This is a genomic window from Candidatus Enterococcus moelleringii (genome assembly GCF_017377575.1).
Taxonomy (GTDB): domain Bacteria; phylum Bacillota; class Bacilli; order Lactobacillales; family Enterococcaceae; genus Enterococcus_A; species Enterococcus_A moelleringii.
The window spans coordinates 1-24568 of the sequence record NZ_JAFREM010000022.1 but is presented as its reverse complement, the minus strand read 5'-3'; the positions used below and the strand labels follow the sequence as shown (position 1 = coordinate 24568).

Annotated in this window: 22 protein-coding genes; 11 read left to right on the top strand and 11 right to left on the bottom strand. The window is 43.5% G+C overall.

The window, feature by feature from the left end; all coding sequences use genetic code 11:
* Window positions 1–864 precede the first annotated feature (864 nt).
* On the bottom strand, window positions 865–1770 hold the full coding sequence (locus JZO70_RS14305) for a LysR family transcriptional regulator (RefSeq protein WP_207674286.1): 906 nt from the start codon (window positions 1768–1770) through the stop codon (window positions 865–867).
* A gap of 329 nt (window positions 1771–2099) precedes the next feature.
* Between JZO70_RS14305 and JZO70_RS14300 the strand changes: the two genes are divergently transcribed.
* On the top strand, window positions 2100–3065 hold the full coding sequence (locus JZO70_RS14300; protein ID WP_207674284.1) for an aldo/keto reductase: 966 nt from the start codon (window positions 2100–2102) through the stop codon (window positions 3063–3065).
* A 41-nt stretch (window positions 3066–3106) separates the two neighbouring features.
* Here JZO70_RS14300 and JZO70_RS14295 read toward each other — a convergent pair whose 3' ends face one another.
* Window positions 3107–3970, bottom strand: a complete 864-nt coding sequence (locus tag JZO70_RS14295) for an SPL family radical SAM protein (RefSeq protein ID WP_207674282.1) — start codon at window positions 3968–3970, stop codon at window positions 3107–3109.
* Window positions 3971–4074: 104 nt separating this feature from the next.
* On the opposite strand from JZO70_RS14295, the gene JZO70_RS14290 reads away from it, so the two are divergent.
* The 5 genes from JZO70_RS14290 (at window position 4075) to budA (ending at window position 8829) form a co-directional block, all read left to right on the top strand.
* The gene (locus JZO70_RS14290) at window positions 4075–4902 is read left to right on the top strand and encodes a MerR family transcriptional regulator (RefSeq protein WP_207674280.1); all 828 of its coding nucleotides are present in this window, start codon (window positions 4075–4077) and stop codon (window positions 4900–4902) included.
* 33 nt (window positions 4903–4935) lie between these two features.
* Complete coding sequence (locus JZO70_RS14285; protein ID WP_207674279.1) at window positions 4936–5409, top strand: TrmO family methyltransferase domain-containing protein; 474 nt, start codon at window positions 4936–4938, stop codon at window positions 5407–5409.
* Between the two features lie 107 nt (window positions 5410–5516).
* On the top strand, window positions 5517–6281 hold the full coding sequence (locus tag JZO70_RS14280) for an amidohydrolase family protein (protein ID WP_207674278.1): 765 nt from the start codon (window positions 5517–5519) through the stop codon (window positions 6279–6281).
* Window positions 6282–6458: 177 nt separating this feature from the next.
* Window positions 6459–8114 (top strand): acetolactate synthase AlsS, encoded by a 1656-nt coding sequence (alsS, locus tag JZO70_RS14275; protein ID WP_207674277.1) that lies wholly within the window; start codon window positions 6459–6461, stop codon window positions 8112–8114.
* A gap of 13 nt (window positions 8115–8127) precedes the next feature.
* The gene (gene budA, locus JZO70_RS14270; RefSeq protein WP_207674276.1) at window positions 8128–8829 is read left to right on the top strand and encodes an acetolactate decarboxylase; all 702 of its coding nucleotides are present in this window, start codon (window positions 8128–8130) and stop codon (window positions 8827–8829) included.
* An 80-nt stretch (window positions 8830–8909) separates the two neighbouring features.
* Here budA and JZO70_RS14265 read toward each other — a convergent pair whose 3' ends face one another.
* A complete protein-coding gene (locus JZO70_RS14265) occupies window positions 8910–10304 on the bottom strand; it encodes a M23 family metallopeptidase (protein ID WP_207674275.1) in 1395 nt (464 codons plus the stop codon).
* A gap of 290 nt (window positions 10305–10594) precedes the next feature.
* Here JZO70_RS14265 and JZO70_RS14260 point away from each other — a divergent pair, with 290 nt between their 5' ends.
* Both JZO70_RS14260 and JZO70_RS14255 read left to right on the top strand, forming a co-directional pair.
* Window positions 10595–11071, top strand: coding sequence for a GAF domain-containing protein (locus tag JZO70_RS14260; protein WP_207674274.1), 477 nt, complete (start codon window positions 10595–10597; stop codon window positions 11069–11071).
* 107 nt (window positions 11072–11178) lie between these two features.
* Window positions 11179–11406 carry a hypothetical protein gene (locus JZO70_RS14255; RefSeq protein ID WP_207674273.1) on the top strand — a complete coding sequence of 76 codons (228 nt, stop codon included), beginning with the start codon at window positions 11179–11181 and terminating at the stop codon, window positions 11404–11406.
* 70 nt (window positions 11407–11476) lie between these two features.
* On the opposite strand, the gene JZO70_RS14250 is transcribed toward JZO70_RS14255, so the two are convergent.
* Window positions 11477–11695: a hypothetical protein gene (locus tag JZO70_RS14250; RefSeq protein WP_207674272.1), complete on the bottom strand. Its 219-nt coding sequence runs from the start codon at window positions 11693–11695 to the stop codon at window positions 11477–11479.
* A gap of 196 nt (window positions 11696–11891) precedes the next feature.
* Here JZO70_RS14250 and JZO70_RS14245 point away from each other — a divergent pair, with 196 nt between their 5' ends.
* Complete coding sequence (locus tag JZO70_RS14245) at window positions 11892–12746, top strand: rhodanese-like domain-containing protein (RefSeq protein ID WP_207674271.1); 855 nt, start codon at window positions 11892–11894, stop codon at window positions 12744–12746.
* 30 nt (window positions 12747–12776) lie between these two features.
* On the opposite strand, the gene icd is transcribed toward JZO70_RS14245, so the two are convergent.
* Together icd and acnA are read right to left on the bottom strand one after the other, a co-directional pair.
* Window positions 12777–13997, bottom strand: a complete 1221-nt coding sequence (icd, locus tag JZO70_RS14240) for an NADP-dependent isocitrate dehydrogenase (RefSeq protein ID WP_207674269.1) — start codon at window positions 13995–13997, stop codon at window positions 12777–12779.
* Window positions 13998–16658, bottom strand: coding sequence for an aconitate hydratase AcnA (gene acnA, locus JZO70_RS14235; protein ID WP_207674267.1), 2661 nt, complete (start codon window positions 16656–16658; stop codon window positions 13998–14000).
* A 168-nt stretch (window positions 16659–16826) separates the two neighbouring features.
* On the opposite strand from acnA, the gene JZO70_RS14230 reads away from it, so the two are divergent.
* Window positions 16827–18170, top strand: a complete 1344-nt coding sequence (locus JZO70_RS14230; RefSeq protein WP_207674265.1) for a citrate/2-methylcitrate synthase — start codon at window positions 16827–16829, stop codon at window positions 18168–18170.
* Window positions 18171–18233: 63 nt separating this feature from the next.
* Here the strand turns inward: JZO70_RS14230 and nox are convergent, their stop codons facing one another.
* From nox to JZO70_RS14205, 5 genes are all read right to left on the bottom strand, one after another.
* Window positions 18234–19568: a H2O-forming NADH oxidase gene (nox, locus tag JZO70_RS14225; RefSeq protein ID WP_207674263.1), complete on the bottom strand. Its 1335-nt coding sequence runs from the start codon at window positions 19566–19568 to the stop codon at window positions 18234–18236.
* 655 nt (window positions 19569–20223) lie between these two features.
* On the bottom strand, window positions 20224–21414 hold the full coding sequence (locus JZO70_RS14220; RefSeq protein WP_207674261.1) for a M15 family metallopeptidase: 1191 nt from the start codon (window positions 21412–21414) through the stop codon (window positions 20224–20226).
* 9 nt (window positions 21415–21423) lie between these two features.
* A complete protein-coding gene (locus JZO70_RS14215; protein ID WP_207674259.1) occupies window positions 21424–22134 on the bottom strand; it encodes a TraX family protein in 711 nt (236 codons plus the stop codon).
* Between the two features lie 218 nt (window positions 22135–22352).
* Window positions 22353–22886 (bottom strand): Gx transporter family protein, encoded by a 534-nt coding sequence (locus JZO70_RS14210; protein WP_207674257.1) that lies wholly within the window; start codon window positions 22884–22886, stop codon window positions 22353–22355.
* 13 nt (window positions 22887–22899) lie between these two features.
* Window positions 22900–23283 (bottom strand): NusG domain II-containing protein, encoded by a 384-nt coding sequence (locus tag JZO70_RS14205; RefSeq protein ID WP_207674287.1) that lies wholly within the window; start codon window positions 23281–23283, stop codon window positions 22900–22902.
* Window positions 23284–23447: 164 nt separating this feature from the next.
* Here JZO70_RS14205 and JZO70_RS14200 point away from each other — a divergent pair, with 164 nt between their 5' ends.
* Window positions 23448–24524, top strand: coding sequence for an FAD:protein FMN transferase (locus tag JZO70_RS14200; RefSeq protein WP_430748900.1), 1077 nt, complete (start codon window positions 23448–23450; stop codon window positions 24522–24524).
* Window positions 24525–24568: the final 44 nt, after the last annotated feature.

Genomic DNA, 24568 nt, shown 5'->3' with positions numbered 1-24568 from the left:
CATAATATATAGTAAGAGATAATCATAATCAAGTGGTAATTTAGAAAAAAACAAGCTGTTTTTATAACCGTAATTGGTGAAATAAAATAATATGCTATTTTAAAATGGTCGGTTGAAAAGAGCAAACGGTTGAGCCGTACCGAGATAGACATGAAAACAGAATTGGCGTTCCCCTCCATCGGTGTTATCTTAATATTCAAAAGGGGCTGGTGCTTCATAACAAAATAATTTGATCTGTCTTCTGCTTCAAATACACGTTGTGACGATTCTGCTGCATGCTAATTAATGTGTTGTGAAATAATAAAAGCTTAATATTCTATATTTCGTTAATTGGAAATTCGTTTGGATCGTTAATCTATTTGTTTTTTAAACATAGGGTAGTTGAAATCTGACAATCTAAGCCAGACTTACTTTGGAATGCTTTAAAATTAAAGGGAATTCCAAATAAATTAATAGATAACAGTTTGATTATCTATTCACAAGTAGGTGAATCTACTTTTTTGGCAGGATTGCTTAGCTAATCAAATGTGGGTAGCTTGAAAGAAAAGAATAAGGAGCAACCAGCTATGGAGGGACTAATGAGGGATTCCTTAATGATTAGTGATACTCGTGCTAGGGGTGGAATTTGTCTAAAATCCCTTCGATAAAGAACCAGCCGTTGAGTTTGTGAATCTCCTGATCAGACAATGTGCTGAAAAAGGTTTAATTATCGAAAACTCAGATGTTTACGGCAACGTAGTCCGTTTCTTGGCACTATTAGCAATTTTCACCACCACTATCAAAATGCTAGCCAACAACCGATTGCAAAAAATACACATAAAAAAAGGCGCAGCTAATCGCTGCGTCTTTCCTGGGCAGAAAAGGTTAAACCAGGTTGATGGTTTCTCCCAGTTCAAACTCATTTTGGCAAAAGCTCCAAAAATCCCGCACGATAGCGGTATGGAGATGGTTTCGTTTGATCGCCAAGTACAGATTGCGGTCCGGCAGCCGATCTAAGATTTTAATCTTTTTCACCGGATAAGAAGAAATCGACGGAATATTCGGCATGATGGCTAGACCGAAGTCGTGTCCGACAAAGCCCAACACACTGTGGTCCTCATCCAGCTCCAGCGTGATACGGGGATGGATCGCTAAATCAGCCATAATCTCATCTAAGTAAGGCCGCAAGCCGCTTTGTTTGCGGTAATAAACCACCGGATAGGGAATAATTTTTTCCAAATGGATCGCCTCTTCGCTGGCTAAAGGATGATTCTCCGGCACTACCACCACCATTTCTTCCCGGGCTAAGACGCTGAATTGAATTTCCGGCACGTTTTTCACTTTGGAACAAATGCCCACATCGATTAAATCATCCTTCAACAGCTCAACAATCCGATTGGAATTGCCCTGATGAAAATCAAAATGGACATTGTGATGCTCCTGTTTGCTGATGAATTGCTGCGTGATCCGCGGAGCAATCACTGAGCCTACCGTATAAATAAAGCCGAACCGGATTTCTCCTGGTACAGGGTTGGCCATATCGGTTAAAATTTTCTGGCCTTTATAAATTTCCTTCAAGGAAGGGGAAATGTAGCTGTAAAATAGCCGGCCGTATCGGGTCAGGCTGATATTGCGGCCATTTTTTTTAAACAAAGGAACCCCTAATTCCTGTTCTAGTGTCGACATTGCATGACTGACATTAGGCTGAGAAGTCTGGAGCTGTTTGGCAGCTTTGGTCATATGCTCCGTTTCTGCCAGTGCTAAAAAGAATTCAAGTTGTCGCAGATTCATTGTTTTCACCTCATCTATAAAAATATTTTATCAATAACATCGAAAAAAAGCATCTATTTTTTGTGAGGAAATTGGCAAGTTTTAGTTTTTCTTTGCCACTTTCTAATTTAACTGAAAAACGATAGCCTGAGACTATCGATAGTGACAAAAAAAGATATTAGATTTTGTGGCAGGAATATTCTAGAATAAGAATTACAAAGAGATTGTGAATGATTGAATTTGGAACAGGAAAGGTTTTTCACAATTGTTAAGTAATTAGTTGAGATAAAAATAAGCAAGACGCAGTTGTTTAAAAACGTTTTGCTTGAATAAAATTTAGGAGGAAGAAAATGGAATACTGTCAGATTAAAGGATTAGACGCAAAGGTTGCCCGGATCGCATTGGGAACAGGCTGGTTTGGTCCCGAGAATGAAGAAGCAATTTTTGAATTAATGGATGCCTATGTGGCTAATGGCGGCAATGTGATTGATACGGGTCGTTTTTACAATGGTGGGAAAGCAGAAACGGTTATTACTAAATGGCTGAAGGAACGCGGCAATCGCGATGAGCTTTTACTGGTCAACAAAGCTTGCCATCATTATGTAGACGAGAACAATGTGCAGTTCCCAGATAAGAGCCGTGTTGGTGCTGACTATATCACAGAAGACTTAGAATACAGCTTGAAAAATATGGGCGTGAAGCATTTTGATATGTATGTAATGCATCGCGACAACGAAGATGTGCCGGTTGAAGAATTGATGGACCGCTTCGAGCAGCATCGTCTAGAAGGCAAAATCACGACTTACGGTGTCAGCAACTGGTCAGTGGAACGGATCAAAGCTGCCAACGATTACTGTAATGAAAAAGGCTACTTAGGGATTAGTATCAACAGTCCATCGTTCACTCTGGCTGATGTGAAGAAACCTCGTTGGTTCCGTGCGGTTTATGTGGATGCTGACTACGTGAAGAAGAACAACGAAATGGGCATTACTGTCATGAGTTGGGGTGCACAAGGTGCCGGCTTCTTCGTTCCATTATGGAAAGACATGAACGCTGATGCACCAGAAGATATCAAGGGCGCATTCTTTACAGAAGGCAACTTCAAGAAATTGGGTCGCGTAGAAGAAGTAGCTAAAATTCGTGGAGTAGAACCAATTAACGTAGCTCTGGCTTATGTGTTAAACGATCGCTTTGACGTGTTTGCTTCAATCGGACCACGTAACAAAAAAGAACTATTGTCTAGCTTGAAAGCACAGGATGTTCATTTAACAACCGAAGAAATTGCGTATTTGGAATTAAAAACAGACGCATTATAAGTCGAAAAACCTCAAATCCTGGTTTCAGGATTTGAGGTTTTTTAAAATAGACTCAACTGCTGCTCCGTCTGCTCAAATTTCTTCAAATAAGCAAATACTTCTTCCGTTCGCCACATGATCTGATGCTTTTGACAAAACTCAATGAACTGCTTCATCAATCGAGTATGATTAGGGCTGTTGCAGATGTACTGGTTGCCAAAGGCTTGCTGGTATTTTTGCTTCATACCAGGAAAGTGCTGGTCCAGCTTTTGATAGAAATACTCACGATTGCCTTCTCGTAAGGTCATGCTAAAGCCAAAGCACATAATCCCCTTTACGCCGGCCTTCAAGCAATAATCCAAAATACCGGCCAAATTCTCCTCTGTATCATTAATAAAAGGCAAAATCGGCGACAGCCAAACCACGGTGGGAATCCCGTTTTCCTGGAAGACTTTCAAAGTTTCAAAACGTTCGTAAGTGGTGGATACATAAGGCTCCAGTTTCTTACATAGCGCTTCATCATAGGTGGTCAAGGTCATTTGTACTACCGTTTTAGTCTGCTGGTTAATGCGTTTCAGCAAGTCGAGATCTCGCAGAATCCGACTGGACTTGGTTTGTATCGAGACACCAAAGCCGTATTTTTCGATTAGCTCCAGCGACTGGCGGGTAATCTGCAGCCGTTCTTCTAGCTGAATATACGGATCAGTCATGGCACCGGTTGTAATCATACAAGGTTTGCGCTTGCGAGCCAGCTGACTCTCCAGAATTTCCAGCGCATTTTCCTTCACCTCGATATCTTCGAAAGTATGATTCAGCTGATAGCACTGGCTGCGGCTGTCGCAATAAATGCAGCCGTGGGTACAGCCGCGAAACAAATTCATATTATTCGTTGGTGATAGAATCGTTTTATAACTGGCATAATGCATGGTCATCCTCCTCGAAAAGAACGTCTGTTCTCTATAATTATCCCATAAAACCCACCTGACAACAAGCGGATTCATCCGTATAATAGAAGGTGGAGGAACACATTATGTTGAAAATTGGAGAGTTTTCCCAATTGGGCCATGTCTCAATTCGAATGCTGCGTCATTACGATGATATTGGGCTCTTGCGACCGAAAAAAATTGATCAGGAATCCGGCTACCGCTATTATTCCGTTCGTCAGCTGGAGCAGCTGCACACAATTCTTCTATTAAAAGAATTGAAATTCTCGTTGCAGGAAATTAAGGATTTATTGGCAGTGGATGATGCAGTCTTAACTGAGCATTTATTGCAAAAAGAGCAGGAAATCAAAGAAGAAATAGCACTCGACCAAATGCGGATCGAAGCCATCCAGCGGACAATTCAGCGGATCGAAAACCCAGCTTCCTACGAAATCCGCTTATGCGGCATCCCCAGCTTTCCAGCCGTGTGCTGCCGCAAGGTGATTCCCAGCTTTTATCACGAAGGGAGATTTTGGCAGGAGTTTTATCAAGAAATAGCTGAGCAAGGCTTGTCGATTTCTTCTGAGGATTTAGGCACCGCCACGCTGTTTTACGATCAGGAATACCGAGAGCAGGATGTCGAGCTGGAATTGGTTTGGCGCACTAAAGAGCTGGTCCTAGTGAAAGCCCCATTGGAAAGCCGAGTAGTTCCCGAAATTTCGTTGGCAGCCAGCATCATAGTAACCGGCAATTATCATCAGCTGCCGACGGTTTATCGTGCGTTTGCCTATTGGTTGGATCAGCACCCTGAGTATCAAATGAGCAAAATCACTCGCCAAGTCTGCCACATCGGACCAGACGAGACGAACGATCCTGAAGAATATGTCACAGAATTACAAATTCCCTTAATTCGACTTGACTCTCACGCAGTGTGAGGGATTATCCTCGTAGTACAGGAGGGATGACAAATGGAATTAAAAGCAATTGGCAAGGTAGCAAAAGAAGCAGGAAAGACGATGTTGGTTTTGGACGAAGAAGTAAAAGAAGCACTGTTAGGGCTGGGAGATTTCAGCCACGTCATGGTGCTGTACTGGTTTGATCAGCTGGATATACCGGAACTGCGAGCCGAACGGATAATGGAAAAGCCTTATGTTAAGGGCCCGGAAAAATTAGGAATATTCGCCACCCGGGGTCCGGTTCGACCCAATCCGATTGCCGTTTCTGTCGCTGGAATTTTATCAGTGAATGTAGAAACTGGGATTGTGGAGCTGGATTATTTGGATGCCGAAGAGGGCAGTCCCTTGCTGGATTTGAAGCCCTACACCCCTAGTACAGAAGTCGTTCGGGAGTATCGTTCCCCGGACTGGTGTGCCCACTGGCCCCAAAACTACGAGGAATCTGGTGAATTTGATTGGTCGAAAGAATTTAATTTTGAAGGATAGTACGGCTAAGCTCAGGTGACTCACTCATCTGGGCTTTTATGCTTGCCAGAAATTAATTCGGTAAACGCTTTTTTCGTAGTATAATGAATCTAACGAGGAGGAATAAAATGAAAATTTTTGATAGTCATTTCCATATTGTTGAACCAGATTTTCCAATCATTCCCAACACTGGATTTACGCCAGATTTGTACACCGTCGAAGACTACCAAAGTGAGTTGGAAGCCCAAGAAATTGAAGTAGCAGGCGGGACCGTGGTCTCAGGATCCTTTCAAGGGTTCGATCAAACCTATTTGGAACATGCTCTAGGGAAATTAGGGCCTAACTTCGTGGGAATCACGCAGCTGCCGTTAAACACGACGGATAAAGAAATTGAACGACTGGACAAACTGGGTGTTAGAGGGATTCGCTTCAATTTTTACCGCGGGTTACCTGAAAGCATTGAAAATATCGAAGCTTTTTCTAAGAGAGTTTATGATCTAGCTAAGTGGAAGACTGAATTTTACTTGAATTTAGACAATCTTTCAGAAGAATTGGAAAAAGTGATTCTTCAGCTGCCGAAAGCTTCGGTTGACCATTTGGGGATGGGTAGTGCTTCAAGGGAAAAGCTGACAAGATTATTAGCTGGTGGCGTAACCATTAAAGTGACCGGTTTCGGAAGAATCGAATACACTAGAGACCAACTGGAAACCCTGTTGCCAGAGTTGTTTGCTGAAAATCCAGATGGACTGATTTTTGGCAGCGACCTGCCATCTACCCGGGCACGGGAACGATTCAGCGTAAAAGACATTGAATTAATTCAAAAAATATTTTCTCAGGAGCAGGCGGAAAAAATCCTGCTGAAAAATGCCCAAAACTGGTACATGACTAAGTAAAGCAATCAATTTCCAAACAAATCTAATAGAAAGACAGCTCAGGTGATTTTCTCATCTGGGCTTTTTTAGACGAAAATTATAACACACATTTAGATAGTGTTTCTTATTTGATATATTTGACTTTTGGTGCTATTCTTCTCTATGTGATTAATACAGAAATTTAGAGGGTGTATAACAGTGAGTAAAAAAGGCTCAGAAGTTATTGTAGAAAGTTTGATCAACCATCAAGTGCCATTCGTCTTTGGGATTCCTGGTGCTAAGATTGATGGTGTCTTTGATACATTAGAGGATAAAGGACCGGAATTAATTATTACCCGCCATGAACAAAATGCGGCATTTATGGCACAAGCGATCGGTCGGTTAACCGGCGAACCAGGGGTGGTCATTGCTACTAGCGGTCCCGGTGCCAGCAATCTTGCTACCGGTTTAGTGACCGCAACTGCCGAAAGTGATCCCGTTTTGGCGATTGCCGGCCAAGTGAAGCGTTCCGATTTGTCGAAGCTGACCCACCAAAGTATGAATAATGCGGCCTTGTTTAGCCCGATTACTAAATACAGCAGTGAAATCCAAGATCCAGAAACGATTTCGGAAAATATTGCCAATGCCTATCGAATTGCTAAAACCGCCAAAAAGGGTGCCAGCTTCCTGTCAATTCCGCAAGATGTGACGGACAGCGAAGTAGAAGGGGAAGTCATTGAACCTTTATCTGTTCCTAAATTAGGCGGCGCAAGTCATGAAGATATTCAGGCTTTAGTTGAAAAAATCCAACAAGCTAAATTACCCGTGTTACTAGTAGGGATGCGTGCTTCTGCTGAACAACCAACTGAAGCCATTCGTGAATTGGTAGCAGCCACTGGACTTCCAGTCGTAGAAACCTTCCAAGCAGCTGGAATTATTTCCCGCAAGCTGGAGGATCATTTCTTCGGTCGAGTAGGTCTGTTCCGTAATCAACCAGGAGACATGCTGCTGAAACGCAGCGACTTGGTGATTGCAGTCGGCTATGATCCGATTGAATACGAAGCCCGTAACTGGAATGCTGAAAAGGATGCCCATATCATCGTGTTAGATGAAGTTGCGGCTGAAATCGATCCATACTTGCAGCCGGAAGAAGAGTTGATCGGCGATATTGCCGTCAATATCCGCGCTTTGAAGGAACAAATCGGCACCTACAATTTACCAGAGGACGCCATGAACTACTTGGAAACCTTGCAGGAAAAAATGCAGGAATCGGATCGTCAATTGACCGATGAAACTACTGGTCGGATTCATCCATTAGACGTGATTCATACACTGCAAGAAAAAGTTACCGACGAAATGACAGTAACTGTGGATGTAGGCAGCCACTACATTTGGATGGCCCGCCATTTTAGAAGCTATGAACCTCGTCATTTGTTGTTCAGTAACGGGATGCAAACCTTGGGCGTAGCTTTGCCATGGGCGATTGCCTCAGCCTTAGTTCGGCCGAATACCCAAATTATTTCGGTTTCCGGCGATGGCGGGTTCCTATTTTCTGCGCAAGAATTAGAAACAGCAGTCCGCTTGAAGCAAAACATCGTGCATTTGATTTGGAATGACGGCAGCTACAATATGGTAGAATTCCAAGAAGAAATGAAGTATAATCGGTCATCCGGCGTACATTTTGGTCCGGTTGATTTCGTGAAATATGCCGAAGCATTTGGGGCTAAAGGTTTAAGAGCAACCAATGTTGAAGAACTGAAAGCTGCTTTGGCAGAAGGAATCGCAACAGAGGGTCCGGTAATTATCGATATTCCTATCGATTATCGCGACAACAAAGAACTCGGCAAAACCGTATTACCAGATCAATTCTATTAAGAGGTGGAAAATAATGAGTTACTTATATCAGCATGGAACGTTAGGCGCCTTAATGAGTGATCTAATGGACGGTACCGAGAAAATCGGTGAGCTGGGCGCTTATGGTGATTTCGGCCTAGGCACCTTGTCCGGCTCCAACGGTGAAGTGATTATTTTAGATAATGTGATGTATCATGCCAATGAAAAAGGCGAAATCCATACCTTAACCGGTCAAGAGTGGACCCCTTACGCAGCCGTAACCAATTTTAAAGCGGAGCAGGTTTTGGAGCAGGAAGAAAAGCAAACGTCTCAGGAAATTGCCGAACAATTGTTAGAACGGATCAGCAGAAACTTGTTTGCGGCGATTAAAATTTCTGGGACCTTCTCATTTATGCATGTACGGGTTTCCCCTAAACAAAAAAAGCCTTACCCGAAATTTGTGGAAGCAGCCCGCAATCAACCGGAATTTTCTGAGGAAAAGGTCAAAGGGACCATTGTTGGCTTCTTCACACCAGAATTATTCCAAGGTGCAGCATCAGCGGGTTTCCATTTGCACTTTATTAGTGACGACCGCAAATTTGGTGGACATGTCTTGGATTATCAATTAGAAGAGGGAACGATTGAGTGGGCGGAGCTGGAAGAATTTCGTCAACACTTCCCAATTCATGATCCGGCTTATCTAGCGCGAGAAATTGATCTAGAGGAAGTCGTTAAAGATATCGCGGAAGCGGAATAGAGAAAAGGCTTCGCAAACCAGATTGCGAAGCCTAATTAAAAAGCCATCCGAAATCATTTCGGATGGCTTTGTCTTTTGTATTAAATTCCTAATAATGGTGCTGGATTAACAAATCCAGACCAAACGGCTGTTGATACACCGAAGTGTAAGTGAACGCCAGTTGAGTTACCAGTTGTTCCCATGCCACCAAGGACTTGACCTTGGCTGACTTGTTGGCCTACGCTGCAATTTGGTGTTGAAACCATATGCATGTAGTAAGAATAGTAACCATCAGAATGTTGGATGATTACGTAGTTCCCAGCTGACCAGTGGAAGCCTGCTTCGACAACTGTACCAGCTTTCGCCGCATGGATTGAAGTACCGGCTGCACCAGCAAAGTCAATTCCATCATGCTGTGTACCAGATAAACCAGTTGGGTCAACCCGAGGACCAAATGGACTAGTAACTACTAAGCCGATTGAAAGTGGTGAACCCCAACCGCTAGAGTTTGTTGCTGGAGCTGAAGCTGACGGAGTAGGTGATGAAACAACTGGTGCTGCTCCAGGACTAGTAACCGATTGTGCTTGCTCTGTTTGTTGTTTCGCTTGTTCTTCTTGTTGTTTTGCTTCTAACGCTGCAATTTCAGCTTGTGCTTTTTGTTCAGCACTTTCGGCAGCTGCTTGTTCAGCTGCAGCTTCTTCTAACGCCTTTTGCGCTTGTTCAGCGGCGATTTTTGCTTGTTTTTCAGCTTCAACTTGGGCTTTTTCACGAGCTTCTGCTTCTTTTTGTTTTTGTTCTTCCAACGCTTTTAAGGCTGCTTGACGTTTTTTCTCAGCGTCTTGTTTTTGTTGTTGGAATTTATCCTTTTGAGCTGATTCAGTAGCGATGCTGGCTTGGATTTCATTTACTTTGACTTGTTGATCAAGCTTAGCTTTCACTAATTCCTCTTGTTTCGCTTTTAGTTCTTCCGTTTTTTCAGTGATAACGGCTAAACGCTGTTCAGCTTCTTTTTGAAGTGTTTCCAGCTCCGCTTTATCTTTGGTTTGTTGCTCCATTGCGTCTTTGTTAGCAGAAATAATTGTCGATACTGCCATGGTTTTTTCAACTGCATCACTGATTGACTTAGCTTCCATTACTGTACTCACTAAGTTTGATGTGTTGTTAGTTTGCACGTCGCGGGCTTGTTCTTTCAACTGTAATTCACGTTTTTGAATTTTTACTTTCAAATCTTGAATCTTCGCAGTTAGCTCGCTTAATTTTTGTTCTTCTTGTGTCTTTTGTTTCAACACGTCGTTAACTTCTTTTTCAACCGCTGCTACTTCTTTTTCTAAAGCAGCTTTTTGTGCTTCAACAGATTGAGCGGTTTGTTGCAAGCCTTCGATTTTTTTATCTTGATCAGCAATTTTTTGGTCAAATTCTTCCGCGCTGGCACTTAATGGTGCGCCTAGAGTCAGTGCACATAAAGCCAATGCAGTATATTTTTTAAGTTTAATCATTCTCGTCCTCACTTGTACAATTAGATTCTAATATTTCTCAACGATTTGATTATATAAGAAAATGTGAAGAAAAAGTGGAGAAAAGGTAATCTTTTATCTAACCGTATAGTTTGTAAAGGAAATGAAATATAGATTTCTCTTGAAAGCGGCTACTTGCTATTGACATTGCTGGGTTTAGGTTGCGGAGGCGTGAGAAAAGGATGAAGGTTATAAAAGAAATGTATAATTATATAAATGGTGTTATTCATATTGATAAGGTAAAATAGTTTCATAGAGGAGGATTATAATTTATGAGTTGGAACAGTCAAGAAGCAAAAGAAGCCGCCTATCAGTTAATGCTGGCGCAGCAAAAAGCCTTATTGGAAGGGGAAACTGATCTAATTGCGAATTTAGCGAATTCATCGGCTTTACTAAATCAAACATTACCAGACACTGTTTTTGCTGGTTACTACCTATTCAAAGAAGGCGAATTGATCTTAGGGCCTTTCCAGGGAAATGTTTCTTGTGTACATATTCCTCTAGGTAAGGGTGTCTGCGGAGAAGCGGCCGAGAAGAATCAAACCTTAATCGTTGAAGATGTCACTAAGCACCCGAATTACATCGCCTGCGATTCTACAGCGAGATCAGAAATCGTGGTCCCCATGAAAAAAGGCGATCAATTAGTGGGTGTGCTGGATTTGGATAGTTCGGAAATTGGTATGTATGATCAAATTGACCAATTTTATTTGGAACAATACGTGGCGTTATTGCTGCAAAACTTGGATTAATGTTAAGGTATAAAATTTTATTGAAGAAAAAAGAGGTTTAATATAGTCTTTTAAGCGGATTAATGGTACTATTAATGAGTAGTAAATACGTCCATTGAGGTGAATAAATGAATAAAGAAGCGATTATTGTTGGAGAGAATTACGAATGTCGAAAAGCTGATTTTGAACGTCCGATTATTGGTGAAGTCCTGCAAAAGACAGATGAGGGCTGTATTGTGAACGTAGAACGGTTCTATGGTCTAGATGCAGACAAGATCAATGAGAACGACGGCAAAGTGTTAATTAGATACAGCGAAGTACGGGGCATCATCTCTTCTCAGTGTTTTTTCAGCTAAGAGGGACAATTAAATAAGACCATTAAAAAACGAGTGCTCGCTTATTGGAGGGCACTCGTTTTTCTGCATTTTAGATGGATAAGCTGTTTAATAGCTCAATGGCTGGCATTTCTTTGATGACCTGATTTTCCCGTTCTTTCGGTTTTCTTTCGGCGGGATCGTTTTTATAGCGGTAATCGGTCACTTTGCCGTTGCCATCGTAGTATACCCAAATATTTTCATTTCCGATTTCTTCCAGGTCGCCCCGTAAGTCTAGCAATAATTCGTCGACTGAGTCATAATAGTTCATGATAATTCCTCCTGCTACTTATTCTTTTTTGCGTATTAATTTTTCATGCCGTATACCATCCAACTAACTGTTTTGTGCAGTTTTTCTTGAAGATCGACAGCTGCTTTTTCCGATACTGACTGCGAGAAGTTGGCGGGGTATCCATATTCATTGTAGGTAAAAATTTGAATTTCAGCAAGCCAGAAGGGGTGAAAGTGTGAACAAACAGTTTTTTGTAGATGCAGCCGCAGCTCATCGGCTGCTATCGCAAGGGTATAAAGTCTTAGCTGTGGGCAATCAACAGGAATTTACCTTTCAGCAGTCGCATTTGCCTGGGGCAATTTATTTCGATACGAACGAAATAGAATCTGAGGAAAATGGCTGGAACATTTTACCAGCTCAGCAATGTCAACAAGTGTTTATTAAAAAAGGAATCACCGTAGATACACCAGTCCTGATCTATTCTAGTAATCTTAATGCGGCCTGTCGGGTAGCTTTTGTTGCGTACTGGCTGGGAATCAATCAAATTAAAATTTTAGAGGATGGCTTGCGATCTTGGGTGTATCCGCTGGAGCAGGGGACAGTCGAAGTCGAAAAAGCTGAGGATTTCGGTACAAGGATTCCCCGAAGACCTGAAATTCTGATTTCTACTTCAGAGGATCTATTACAAGCAAAATCCCGTAATCCCGAATTGATCCTGGCTAGTGTTCGCAGCCGGGAAGAATACAGCGGAGCCACCAGCAATTATTCTTATATTGAGCAAGCAGGAGAGCCGGAGGGAGCGATCTTTACCCCAGCCAGCTGCGGCAAAGATGACGTAGCTGACTTGTTAACAGCAGATCATCGGCTCAAGCCACTGTCAGAAATCGACCAAGCTTGGCAAACAGCTGGTCTGAATCCCGAAAAGGAAATCGTCTTTTATTGCGGCACCGGCTGGCGGGCATCCACCGCTTTCTTTGTTGCCAAGGAGTTGGGCTGGTCACAGATTCGCTTATTCGACGGTGGTTGGTATGACTGGAGTAAGAAGCATAACCAAAATCCCAAGAAATTCCCGCTAAAAAAGACTCTTTAGGCGATCATCAAAACCTAAAGAGTCTTTCTTTTACTTCATCAATTTAATCAGTTCGTCGGCAAATTGGCTAGTTGAAACTTCTTGAATACCTAACGCCTGCGCGAAATCTTTCGTAACAATTTTCTGCTCAATCGCCGCTTCAATCGCTGCGGTGATTTTTTGGCTGGCTTCATACCAGCCTAGGTGATCCAGCAGCATCGTAGCTGAAAGCAGCAACGAGCACGGATTAGCATAGCCTTTACCAGCAATATCCGGTGCCGTGCCGTGAGTCGCCTCAAAAATCGCATGGCCGGATTGATAATTGATATTGGCTCCTGGCGAGATACCAATCCCGCCAACTTGGGCAGCCAAGGCATCAGAAATATAATCCCCGTTCAAATTAGTGGTGGCAATGACTTGGAATTTTTCTGGATACAACAGAATTTGCTGTAGCAGGTTGTCAGCAATTACGTCATCCACCACAATTTTCTTCTCGTTACGAGCAGTAGCTAGAGCATCTTCGGCTGCTTGTTCGCCGTTTTCAGCAGCGATTTTTTTGTATTGATTCATGGTGAAGGCCTGTGGGTAGTCTTGTTCGATCATGTCGTAGCCCCAGTTTTTAAAGCCGCCTTCTGTGAATTTCATGATGTTGCCTTTATGAACCAAGGTTACCCGCGTCAACTCTTGAGCTACGGCATAGTCCATCGCTGACTTAACCAGGCGTTCACTGCCTTCTTTAGAAATCGGTTTGATTCCTAAAGAACTAGTCTCGGGAAAACGAATCTTAGTGACCCCCAGCGTGTTTTCCAAGAAATCTGACAACTGTTTAGCTTCATCAGAGCCCGCCGCAAATTCAATGCCGGCATACACATCCTCGGTATTTTCCCGGAAAATCGTCATCTCCGTTTTCTCAGGTTCCTTCAATGGCGAGGGTACCCCTTTGAAATAGCGAACTGGACGGACACAAGCGTATAGATCTAAGGTTTGGCGTAAAGCTACATTCAACGAACGGATTCCGCCGCCGATTGGCGTGTTTAACGGGCCTTTAATCGCTAGTTTATGCTTTTGAATCGCCGTAACAGTTTCATCCGGCAGCCATTCACCGGTTTGGTCAAAGGCCTTTCCGCCAGCTAAAACCTCCAGCCATTCAATTTTTTTAGCTCCGCCGTAAGTCAGCTCAAGGGCAGTATCCACCACATTTTTAGTGGCTTGCCAAATTTCTGGCCCGATGCTGTCGCCTTCAATGTAAGGAACAATAGGTGTATTGGTCATTTAGTTGTTCTCCTCGTTCATTTTTTTGCGAATCACTAATTGCAGAATGCCTTGATTTTCCCAGTATTCCACATCCGCCTCTGAATCAAAGCGCAGCTTCGCCTGGAAGGTAATCGGTGCGTCTTTTTCCGCAGTGACTGTGACTAATTGGTTGATCTCAGGTTCAGTCGGCATATCAATCGAGAAGGTTTCAGTACCGTCAAGACCCAGAGTCTCAGCCGTTTCGCCTTCCAAGTATTCCAACGGAACAATCCCCATCATCACTAGGTTGCTGCGGTGAATCCGTTCGTAGCTTTCCGCGATGACTGCTTTGACGCCTAGTAAGGAAGTTCCTTTAGCCGCCCAGTCTCGGGAAGAGCCCATGCCGTAGTCTTTGCCTGTCAAGATGACAGTGCCGACACCATTTTTTTGATAATCCATCGCTGCATCGTAAATACTCATTTCTTCACCAGTTAAGGCAGAACGAGTGTAACCGCCGGTAACATCTGGCGTTAATTGATTTTGAATCCGAATATTGCCGAAAGTTCCCCGCATCATGACTTCATGGTGACCACGACGTGAACCAAAGGAGTTGAAATCCTTGTAAGTCAGACCGCGATCCTTTAAGTATTGTCCCGCTGGCGAGTTCAAGGCAATATTTCCGGCTGGAGAAATGTGATCAGTAGTCACGGAATCGCCAAATTTTGCCAAGACCTTCAAGCCAGTCAGTGATGGCGGTGTATCCAAGGTTTCTTTTAACGTATCAAAGAATGGTGGATTGGCAATGTACGTTGATGCTTCATCCCATTCATAAGTTGCGCCTTCTGAGGTTTGGATTTGATTCCAGCGCTCGTTGGATTGGTACACATCTTTATAAGCAGCTTGATAATCTTCAGGATCTAGATGCTCGTCAATATACGCATCAATTTCTTCTTTAGTTGGCCACAAATCCTCTAAATAAACCGGACCGTCCGCATTTTCGGCAATTGGTTCCTTGGTTAAATCTTTCGTTACTGTACCCGCCAACGCATAAGCAATCACTAACGGCGGTGGAGCCAAGTAGTTGGCCTTAATTAGCGGATGAATCCGGCCTTCAAAGTTTCGGTTACCGGAAAGAACGGCGGCAACCACTAAATCATTTTTCTTTAGGGTTTGTTCCACTTCTTCTGAAAGGGGACCGGAGTTTCCGATACAGGTAGTACAGCCGTAGCCGACAATATCAAAGCCCAAATCAGCTAATGGCTTAAGCAAATCGCCTTTTTCTAAATAAGAAGTTACGATCTTCGAACCTGGTGCTAAGGAAGTTTTGATGGTTTCCGGCACTTGCAGGCCTTTTTCCACGGCTTTTTTCGCTAGTAATCCAGCGGCTACCATGACACTTGGGTTGCTGGTATTGGTACAGCTGGTAATTGCTGCCAAGGCCAGATCGCCAGTGTGCATCGCGTTTTCCCTGTCGGCAATCGCTGCTGACTTGTTGATTTCATCTTTTGACAAGCCAAAGCCTTGTGGGCCGCTTGGGTTGGTTAAGGATGCGGCAAAATTTTCTGAAACTTCATCCAAAGGAATACGGTCTTGGGGACGTTTAGGTCCAGCAACCGATGATTTGATTTCCCCTAAGTCTAGTTGAATCACTCGCGTGTACTCTGGAGTTTCTGAACCATCATAGAATAAATGATTTGCTTTGGCATAGGCTTCTACCAGTTCAATTTGCTCTGGTGAGCGTCCAGTTACCCGCAAATAATTCAAGGTTTCTTGGTCAATTGGGCAATAGCCGCAGGTCGCGCCGTATTCTGGGGCCATGTTGGCAATCGTTGCCCGATCAGACAGGCTTAGTTTTTGATAGCCTGGTCCAAAGTATTCGACGAATTTGCCGACAACTTTTTCATTTCTCAATAGTTGAGTTAAATGCAGCGCCAAATCAGTCGCGGTAGCTGTCGGAGACAAGGCTCCAGTTAATTCTACCCCGATAATTTCAGGAGTAGGGAAGAAGGAAGCTTCACCTAAAATCGCTGCTTCGGCCTCAATTCCGCCAACTCCCCAGCCTAGAACACCTAAGCCGTTGATCATCGTTGTATGAGAATCAGTTCCTTCTAATGAATCAGGGAACAGCCATTTTTCGCCATTCTTTTCTTGCTCTAAAATCACATCGGATAAAAATTCCAAATTGACTTGATGAATAATCCCGGTTTCTGGCGGTACGACATCAAAATTATCAAAGGCCTGCTGGGCCCATTTTAAAAATTGGTAACGCTCAAGATTGCGTTCAAATTCTTTTTCAGTATTAAAAGCCAAGCTGTCCGGTGTTCCGGCGCAGTCTACTTGAACCGAGTGATCAACAACCAAAGTCACGGGGATCTCAGGATTAATGTACTCGGCCTTGCCGCCTAGTTTCACTACAGCGTCACGCATCGCAGCTAAGTCAACTACCGCTGGAACCCCTGTGAAATCCTGCAGTATAACTCGCGACGGTCTAAAAGGGATAACACCGGTTGGGTTTTTAGCATCATACTCAATCAGCTCTTCTAGTGCTTGCGTTTCCTGATGTCGGGCTAAGCTTTCCAGCAAAATACGAATGCTGTATGGATAGCGCTCCAGCTCTTTGTTGTAGTGAGAGACGACTGATAATAGGTCAAGGTAGGTGTATTGTTCGCCCTTGACGTTGGTGTGTTTGGTCCAGTTCATGTTGATAATCCTTCCCTTCTGTTATTGATACCTGCTTGTTGGTCTATTATACGAATAAAGAAAAAGTTTGTAAATGACTTTATTAAAAATCTTTCATTTTAAAATAATGGTGCTATAATGTTTCTTGAACCCAAAACACAGAAAGAGTGAAGTCAGGAGGACATGTACATGTTAGATTTAGAACTAATGGCTCAGATATGCCGTGAGAAGGACCATTTGGATGCCGAGCTTTTTGCGAAACATAATGTTAAAAGAGGATTGCGGGATGTAAATGGTCAAGGTGTTGTAGCTGGATTGACCAATATTTCCACGATTCACCCGCAAAAAATGGCGAATAATCAAGTAATTGCTGATGTTGGTGAGCTGCGCTATCGGGGAATTGATGTGAATGATTTAGTTCAGGGATTTGTCTCAGAAGGACGTTTAGGATTTGAGGAAATCAGCTACCTGTTATTGTTTGGTGAATTGCCAACTAAACAGCAGCTGGAGGGTTTTACCGAGACAATCGCTAAAAGACGAACGCTTCCGACGAACTTTGTTCGGGATGTAATTATGAAGGCACCCTCACACAGTATTATGAACATGATGTCCCGCAGCATTCTGACATTGGGATGTTATGACGACAAAGCTGACGATATCAGTATTGAGAATGTGTTAGACCAAAGTTTATCCCTCATCAGCACGTTTCCCATGATAGCTGTGTACTCCTATCATGCCTATAATCATTATACCAAAGGTGAAAGTATGTACATTCATCGACCAGATGCTTCATTAAGTACGGCTGAGGCGATCTTGACCATGCTGCGGCCGGATAAACAATATACCTTTCAGGAAGCTCAAACCTTGGATATGGCCTTGGTTCTGCACATGGAACATGGCGGCGGGAACAATTCCACCTTCACCACCCGAGTAGTTACCTCCAGTGGGACGGATACCTATTCGACGATTGCCGCGGCGTTAGGTTCCTTAAAAGGACCAAAGCACGGCGGAGCCAATATTAAAGTGACCCAAATGATGCAGGATTTGAAGGCGAATTTGAAGGACCCAGAGGATGATGAAGAAATTGCGGCTTATTTGAAGAAAATTTTGAATAAGGAAGCTTTCGACAAACAGGGATTGATTTACGGAATGGGCCATGCTATCTACGCCGATTCTGATCCGCGGGCGGAGCTTTTCAAACGCTATGTAGAAAAATTAGCCAGTGAGAAGGGGGCAAAAGCTCAAGCAGACTTTAATCTTTACCGCAAAGTAGAAAGCATTGCCCCAGAAGTGATTTCAGAGCGCCGCAAAGTTTACAAAGGCGTCAGTGCCAATATCGATTTCTTCAGCGGCTTCGTTTACCACATGCTGGAGCTGCCGCAAGAGCTGTATACCCCGATCTTTGCGATTGCCCGGATTGTCGGCTGGTCGGCTCACCGAATTGAAGAGCTGGTGAACGTGCAAAAAATTATCCGTCCAGCTTATATGGAGGTTTCACCGGAATTAGATTACACCTCGATCAATGATCGATAAAAAAGTAGCATGCACAAAAAACGATCCGTTCTTGTGAACGGATCGTTTTTTGGTGTTTAGTTTCTACTCTGCGCTCAACGCAGCCATGGTAATGTAGTTGTATGGTTGGTTGAAGTGAGGCAAGAAGAAGATATCTAATAGTTTCATCTTGTCGATGGTTACGCCTTCTTCAATTGCCAATGAGAACATATGGATACCCATGGCAATTTCTGAAGTTGTTGACGCTAATTGTGCACCCACCACGCGGCGAGAATCTTCTTCGTAAACGATGCGGATTTTCACGTCGTCGTTTTCCTTCATAAAGCCTGGTTTTTGTGAATCCTGGAAGTCGGTGTATTTTACCTTCATGCCGAATTTGGCAGCTGCTTCTACTGAAACCCCAGTTGAAACCATGTTGTAGCCAAAGATTGAAATACCGTTTGAGCCTTGGACCCCAGTAGATTCCAATGGAGTGCCGCCGATGTTGTGGGCAGCCACAATTCCTGAACGAACCGCGTTGGTTGCCAAAGCGATATAAGTGGTTTTTCTCAAGGCATTTGAGTAAATCGTTGCACAGTCACCAACCGCATAAACCGCATCGTCGCTGGTTTTTTGATGCAGGTCAACTAGGTAAGCGCCATTTGTGAATAATTCCAAATGCTCTTTGCCTAGTGCATTATTTGGTAAGAAACCGATCGCGTTGATTACTAGATCAACAGGGTATTCGCCTTTGTCGGTTACGATCGCTTCAACTTTGTCAGTCCCTTTGTATTCACGAGCCAATTCATTAAAGTGCAGTTCAACACCGTGGTCAGCCAATGTTTTATCCATGTCGTCAGTGAACCATTTGTCATAGTAATTGGGTAGTGAACGTCCAGCAGCATCAAATAATAGCACTTCTTTACCGCGGCGTTTGGCAGCTTCCGCAATTTCCACGCCAATGTAGCCAGCGCCGATTACGGCAACAGTATTAATATCTGCTTGATCCAACAAGGCATCAACTGCTTGTCCATCTTGGAATCGTTTCAAGAAATGGATGTTTTCCAAGTCACGTCCTGGAACATTTGGTGAGATAGGAACTGAACCAGTCGCCAGAATCAATTTGTCATAAGTTTCAACATAGCTTTCGCCATCTTTTTTAGTTGCGTGAACTTCTTTTTTGTCAAAATCGATACGATCAACAGTGGTTTCCATCGAGATTTTGGCACCTTTAGCTTCGAAATCTTCTTTTTTGGTGTAGAACAAGCCTTCGTAAGAATCAATTTGACGACCTACCCATAGAGCAGTACCACAACCTAGATAACTTAAGTTGGTGTTGCGGTCAATCATGACAACCTCTTGATCTTTGTAAGTATCCAACAACGTGTTCGCTGCAGCGATCCCTGCATGGTTTGCACCAATAATTACTGTTTTTGACATCAAAAAACCTCTCCTTCGAATAATTAAATAGTCCTTGCGTGTTTTTTCACAAAAATAGCGATAAACAACAGAGTGCCGATCCTATTTTTGCTTGTTCCTGTGAGTACGTTGAAACCTTTATCGACCCTCTTTCTGACTTAGTGGATAAATGAGACCGTTCTCAAATTTTATTATACCAGAAAACTCAAACCTAATTAAGAATAATTATCGAAAAACTTTCCTTTTTTTCGATTTTTTTGAAGAAATGTGAAGGACAGGGGACTTAGCAGCCTTTTCGCAACCGAGTATATTGCAGTTTCGTGGAAGAATGAAGCTGTTAGGTCCTCTGGCTGATTGAGAAAACTGAAGCTTAGATTGAGAATAGGTGGTTATATCCAACTGATTTAAAAGTTAATCGAAGAGTTAAAAAGAAGAATTTAAACGAAAATACCTTAACTGTGTGATTTACCCCACAAAAATAACGCCGCGACGGTTATTTTGTCGCGGCGTTTATGACTAAACGGATTCTCTAATGATCAATTCTGTTTTCAAATCAGGTTCGCCGGGTGATGGAATTAATCGATACGATTTTGTGCGAAGAATCAGCTATGCAAATCAACTAGAATAAACAGGAAAAGGGCCGGATAAACCATTATGTTTATCCGGCCCTGCTTAGTTATTCAGGAATTTCACTATAAGTTGAATGCAACACGTAGTCGCCATTGCCGCCTAAATTGTGGAGGCCGTTTAGCGCATCCAAATCGTTGAAGTGCCACCATTCAGAGGCCAGCGGGGTGAGTCCACCATTGGTAATCAAATAATTCTGCAGCAGAGCTACATTGCCGCTATTGTTGGGATTAACAGCCGCACTTTGCCACGCGGTGGGGCTGTTGGTATTCACCGGATGGGTGTAAATCGCCGATTGAGCACTCAGCTCATGCATCGCGGTGTGCATCGGATACTCGGTATAGTTTTCGATGTCGGTAACTAAATACTTGCCGACTTTTGTCTGCTTCGACGAGTCGATTTTGGCCACCGTTACATCGATGGCATAGCCCACCTGATGATTGGAAACCTTAGTTGAGATAAACCAATCGATCTGCCAAGGCGAGCTGGCAATTCCCGCCATAACCTCCGGCGACGTTTGAGCCAGCTGCAGCAATTGATTGGCGACATTCAGCTGCACCGGCAGTGGGCGAAAGGCTTCGTAGATCACCAGCGTGTTGCCTTCAGCCAAGGCGGCTTTTTGCGCATTCATGATTTTTCCCGCCATGTTGTACAGCACCGGCACGATATATTCTTCCTTGTTCAGCCGATCGTTCATGTCGCGGCTTTCGTACAAGGCCTGATCCGTCACATTGGGAATCGCCTGACCAGAAGAGACAAATAACGATTTGCTGTTGTTGGTAATGTTGTATTTAATAGAAGGAATCAGATCTGGCAGGTTCACGAAACAGTAGTGACTGTCCAGCCAGCCGGTCTGACCGTCAATTTTTACATTCAGCCAACCGTTTTCTTCCTTTATAATGGTAAATCCTGTGCCCGGTTCCAGGCGACGAAGTTCCGCCCCTTGGAAATTAGCAGCGTCTCGCAGCGGCAAATTAATCGAAGCATACCCGGTTGCGCCTTGCACCGGCAGCTCGTATTGTCCTTGGTAGACTTCACCAGTCACTTCTTCTTTAGGCTCGGTGGTTTCTTTGGTGGAAGAAGCGGTCGATTCTTGCGTCGATTCGGTTTCTTCAGTCGTTGATGCAACTGTCTCAGTCGACGTGCTGGTACTGCTGTTTTCTGTCGGTTCGCTAGTTTGGCGACAGCCGGCCAGAGTCAGCAGCAGACAGGTAGTAGCTAATAAAGCGATTGGTTTCATTTTTTATCCTCATCTAATCATAATTTTCAATAATTCCAGCAATAATAAATGCCCAGGATAGAACAAGTAAAAGCCCCATTGCAGCAGCTTATTGCTTTTGCCTTTCCTTCCATGATACAGGGCCAATACCGGAATAGCCAGCACAATTCCCAATTGGTAAAGATCTGCGCTACCATAATCCCGCAGCAATGGGATCAGATGAAAGGTAATGCCGATCACCAAAAAGCTCAGCATTTGTTTCTTGAAATCGCCGCGAAACAGGCCAAAGCCTAAAATCCACAGAACGGTGACATAATTCCAATCCGCTGGCAAAACAACCAAACAGCAAAAAAACACAAAAGCAATTTTAATCAGATTGTTTGCTGGAGAATGTTTAACAAAAATAAGGGCTAATAAACCATTCATTAATCCCCACAGCACACTGGTGGCGCCAAAAATAGGGAGGTTGAAATAGATGACATACGGGAAATGCGCTAGCAGGGCAAAGACGAACATCCGTCGCAGGTATCGTTTGCGGTTGGAGGTGAAGAATTCTCCTTCGGCTATGAAGTAACACATAATCGGGGCACTTAATCGTCCAATGACCCGCAGAATTAACCAGGCCGGCTGGTCAGAAGGGATAAAAACAACGGCGTAGTGATCTAAAAACATAGCGACAATCGCTAAATACTTTAAAAAGGTGGAAGACAAATCGATTCGGTTCGATAGTACTCGTTCCATATATGAATGCTCCTTAATGATTAATTAGTAAAACTCCAAAATAAGAGCATTTGACCTGAGGGTTTAATAGCTATTTTATGAGTCAAATGTGCGTAAATTGTGTTGGAAATTATAGAGATTTTGGAAGTTTTTGCTTAAATAAAGATTAAGGAGAGCATATATAAAGTTACAAAAAAAGGAAAGAATCCTGCTTAAACCAACAGAATCTTTCCTTTTTGCTAATTATTTTTTTCGTGAACCAATTGAAATTCTTGTAAAGTTTTGACCCTTGTTAACAGATAGTTCGCGGCAATACCGATGACAATTCCCGATAAAATACCTAGAAATGACAAGATCGGCAGGTACAGCATCACCGACCAGGATTGGGCGATAAAGGAGGCCACCAGTAATTGCCCCACATTGTGCAAGAAGCCGCCGGTGGCACTGATACCGATAATGCTGACCCGCTGCGGCCCCAGTTTTTTCACCAGTATCATCCCTAAAAAGCTGAGAAGCGCACCGCTCATACTGTAAAGGAAGGTGGAAATCGTTCCTCCCAGCAAAGTCGTCAGCAGCAATCGCAACCATATTAATAGGAAGCTTTCCCGTTTGCGCATAGTGAAAAGGGAAATGACGGTGATTAAATTGGCTAAGCCCAGCTTAGCACCAGGGGCGAAGGCAAAGGGATAAGGAATCATGTTTTCCAGTAAGCCAATCGTCACTCCTTGGGCTACCAACAAGGCAATAAACAAGTATTTTCGTGTGTTGCCCATTCCAGGAACCTCCTTAGACAATTTCAATCACCATTTTGTGGGGCAGACAGACAATTGTGTCGCCAGTTTCTTCAATCCAGCCCCGCCGCACGCAGACTTGGTCGCGGCAGCTGGCTTCTTTGACCCGAATCCGTTCACCGGAAATTTCGATCAGGTTGTAATCGCCATCGGGATCTTCGTAAGTATACGTATAAGAATCTTGGCCTTCCGCTAAATCGAAGCGCTCAATTTCCTCGCCATCCACCCGTAAGACGGCTTGGGTTCGTTCCGCTAAATTGGTTTTCTGATAAACAGAAAAGATCACCAAAGGCAGCAGGGAAAACAGCACCAGCACACCGATGATGATCCCGTCCCAAGGCTTCCATAAACTGTCCGCGAAAAATTTTTTGATTTTTATGATAGTCAAACTCCTTTTTCAGTGTGAAAGATTCTCTTACTTATTCTTCGCTAACGGTGTGAGGGTTCTGTGAACTTTCCTTCAAAGAGTTGCGAGAATTAGCAAATCCTGTATTTTTTCTTCTATAAATAATGTATCATAATTAGACAGGAAAAAGAAAACAGGTGAACAAAATGAGAAAAATAACTATGAGTCTGCTGCTGGGGTTGCTGCTGCTGGCAGGATGTGCCGGTGGAGGGAACAGCGGGTTGCGGGAAGAGCCTTATTCGAAGGAAAGCTTTTCGTTAGGGACCTATATTCGGATTCGGGTGTATGACGAGGATCAAGAGGGGGCGCTGCAGCCAGCCTTTGATCGGATCGATGAGCTGGAGGACAAGCTGACGATTAATGATGAAGCCGGCGCTTCGGAAATCGATCAAATTAATCAACAAGCTGGCATCGAACCGGTAGTGGTGTCTGAAGACGTCTATTCTCTATTAAAAGAAGCGGCCAATTATAGTGAAGAATCTGATGGCGGCTTTAATTATGTGATCGGCTCGATTACTCAGCTGTGGCGAATCGGTTATGATGATGCCCGCAAGCCGGAGCAAAGTGAAATTGATGAAGCCTTGAAGCATGTAGATTATACTAAGGTCCAGTTTTCCGATGAAGATCAGACAGTTTTTCTGCCAGAAGCTGACATGATGATCGATCTGGGGGCAATTGCCAAGGGCTATATTACCGATGAAGTGGTTGCGACGTTGAAAGAGCAAGGCGTGACTTCGGCGATTATTGATCTAGGCGGAAATATTTACGTGATGGGGGATAATCCTAACCGGGACAATCAGCTTTGGAGTGTCGGGATTCAAGATCCTAATCAAGCGCGAGGCGTGACGATTGGCACAATTGAAACCACTAACCAGACAATTGTGACTTCCGGAATTTACGAACGGAATTTAACTGTGGGGGACGAGACCTTCCATCATATTTTTGATTCCACTACTGGTTATCCTTACGACAACGACATTGCCGGGGTGTCGATTATCACTGATCAATCGATTGATGGGGATGCTCTGTCCACCTTGGTTTACAGCAAGGGAATCAAAGCGGGATTAGAATACATCGAGAAAACGTCAGATGATGGAACTGAGGCGGTGTTTGTCAGCAAGAATGGCAAGGTGTATGTTTCTGAAGGTTTGGAAGATGAATTTAAATTGAATGAAGGTTCCGGTTATACCTTAGGGAATCGCGAGGATTTATAGTAAAAAGGCGCTGCCGAGAAATTTCGGTTCTTTCTCAAGTTTGG

Bases quoted from the DNA above. Each gene is read 5' to 3' on its own strand.
- JZO70_RS14285 (WP_207674279.1), top strand. From the start codon at position 4,936: ATGGAATTAAAAGCAATTGGCAAGGTAGCAAAAGAAGCAGGAAAGACG.
- JZO70_RS14250 (WP_207674272.1), bottom strand. From the start codon at position 11,695: ATGAACTATTATGACTCAGTCGACGAATTATTGCTAGACTTACGGGGC.
- JZO70_RS14305 (WP_207674286.1), bottom strand. From the start codon at position 1,770: ATGAATCTGCGACAACTTGAATTCTTTTTAGCACTGGCAGAAACGGAG.
- JZO70_RS14260 (WP_207674274.1), top strand. From the start codon at position 10,595: ATGAGTTGGAACAGTCAAGAAGCAAAAGAAGCCGCCTATCAGTTAATG.
- JZO70_RS14230 (WP_207674265.1), top strand. From the start codon at position 16,827: ATGTTAGATTTAGAACTAATGGCTCAGATATGCCGTGAGAAGGACCAT.
- icd (WP_207674269.1), bottom strand. From the start codon at position 13,997: ATGACCAATACACCTATTGTTCCTTACATTGAAGGCGACAGCATCGGG.
- JZO70_RS14300 (WP_207674284.1), top strand. From the start codon at position 2,100: ATGGAATACTGTCAGATTAAAGGATTAGACGCAAAGGTTGCCCGGATC.
- JZO70_RS14265 (WP_207674275.1), bottom strand. From the start codon at position 10,304: ATGATTAAACTTAAAAAATATACTGCATTGGCTTTATGTGCACTGACT.
- JZO70_RS14280 (WP_207674278.1), top strand. From the start codon at position 5,517: ATGAAAATTTTTGATAGTCATTTCCATATTGTTGAACCAGATTTTCCA.
- budA (WP_207674276.1), top strand. From the start codon at position 8,128: ATGAGTTACTTATATCAGCATGGAACGTTAGGCGCCTTAATGAGTGAT.
- JZO70_RS14210 (WP_207674257.1), bottom strand. From the start codon at position 22,886: ATGGGCAACACACGAAAATACTTGTTTATTGCCTTGTTGGTAGCCCAA.
- nox (WP_207674263.1), bottom strand. From the start codon at position 19,568: ATGTCAAAAACAGTAATTATTGGTGCAAACCATGCAGGGATCGCTGCA.
- acnA (WP_207674267.1), bottom strand. From the start codon at position 16,658: ATGAACTGGACCAAACACACCAACGTCAAGGGCGAACAATACACCTAC.
- JZO70_RS14215 (WP_207674259.1), bottom strand. From the start codon at position 22,134: ATGGAACGAGTACTATCGAACCGAATCGATTTGTCTTCCACCTTTTTA.
- JZO70_RS14290 (WP_207674280.1), top strand. From the start codon at position 4,075: ATGTTGAAAATTGGAGAGTTTTCCCAATTGGGCCATGTCTCAATTCGA.
- JZO70_RS14220 (WP_207674261.1), bottom strand. From the start codon at position 21,414: ATGAAACCAATCGCTTTATTAGCTACTACCTGTCTGCTGCTGACTCTG.
- JZO70_RS14295 (WP_207674282.1), bottom strand. From the start codon at position 3,970: ATGCATTATGCCAGTTATAAAACGATTCTATCACCAACGAATAATATG.
- JZO70_RS14255 (WP_207674273.1), top strand. From the start codon at position 11,179: ATGAATAAAGAAGCGATTATTGTTGGAGAGAATTACGAATGTCGAAAA.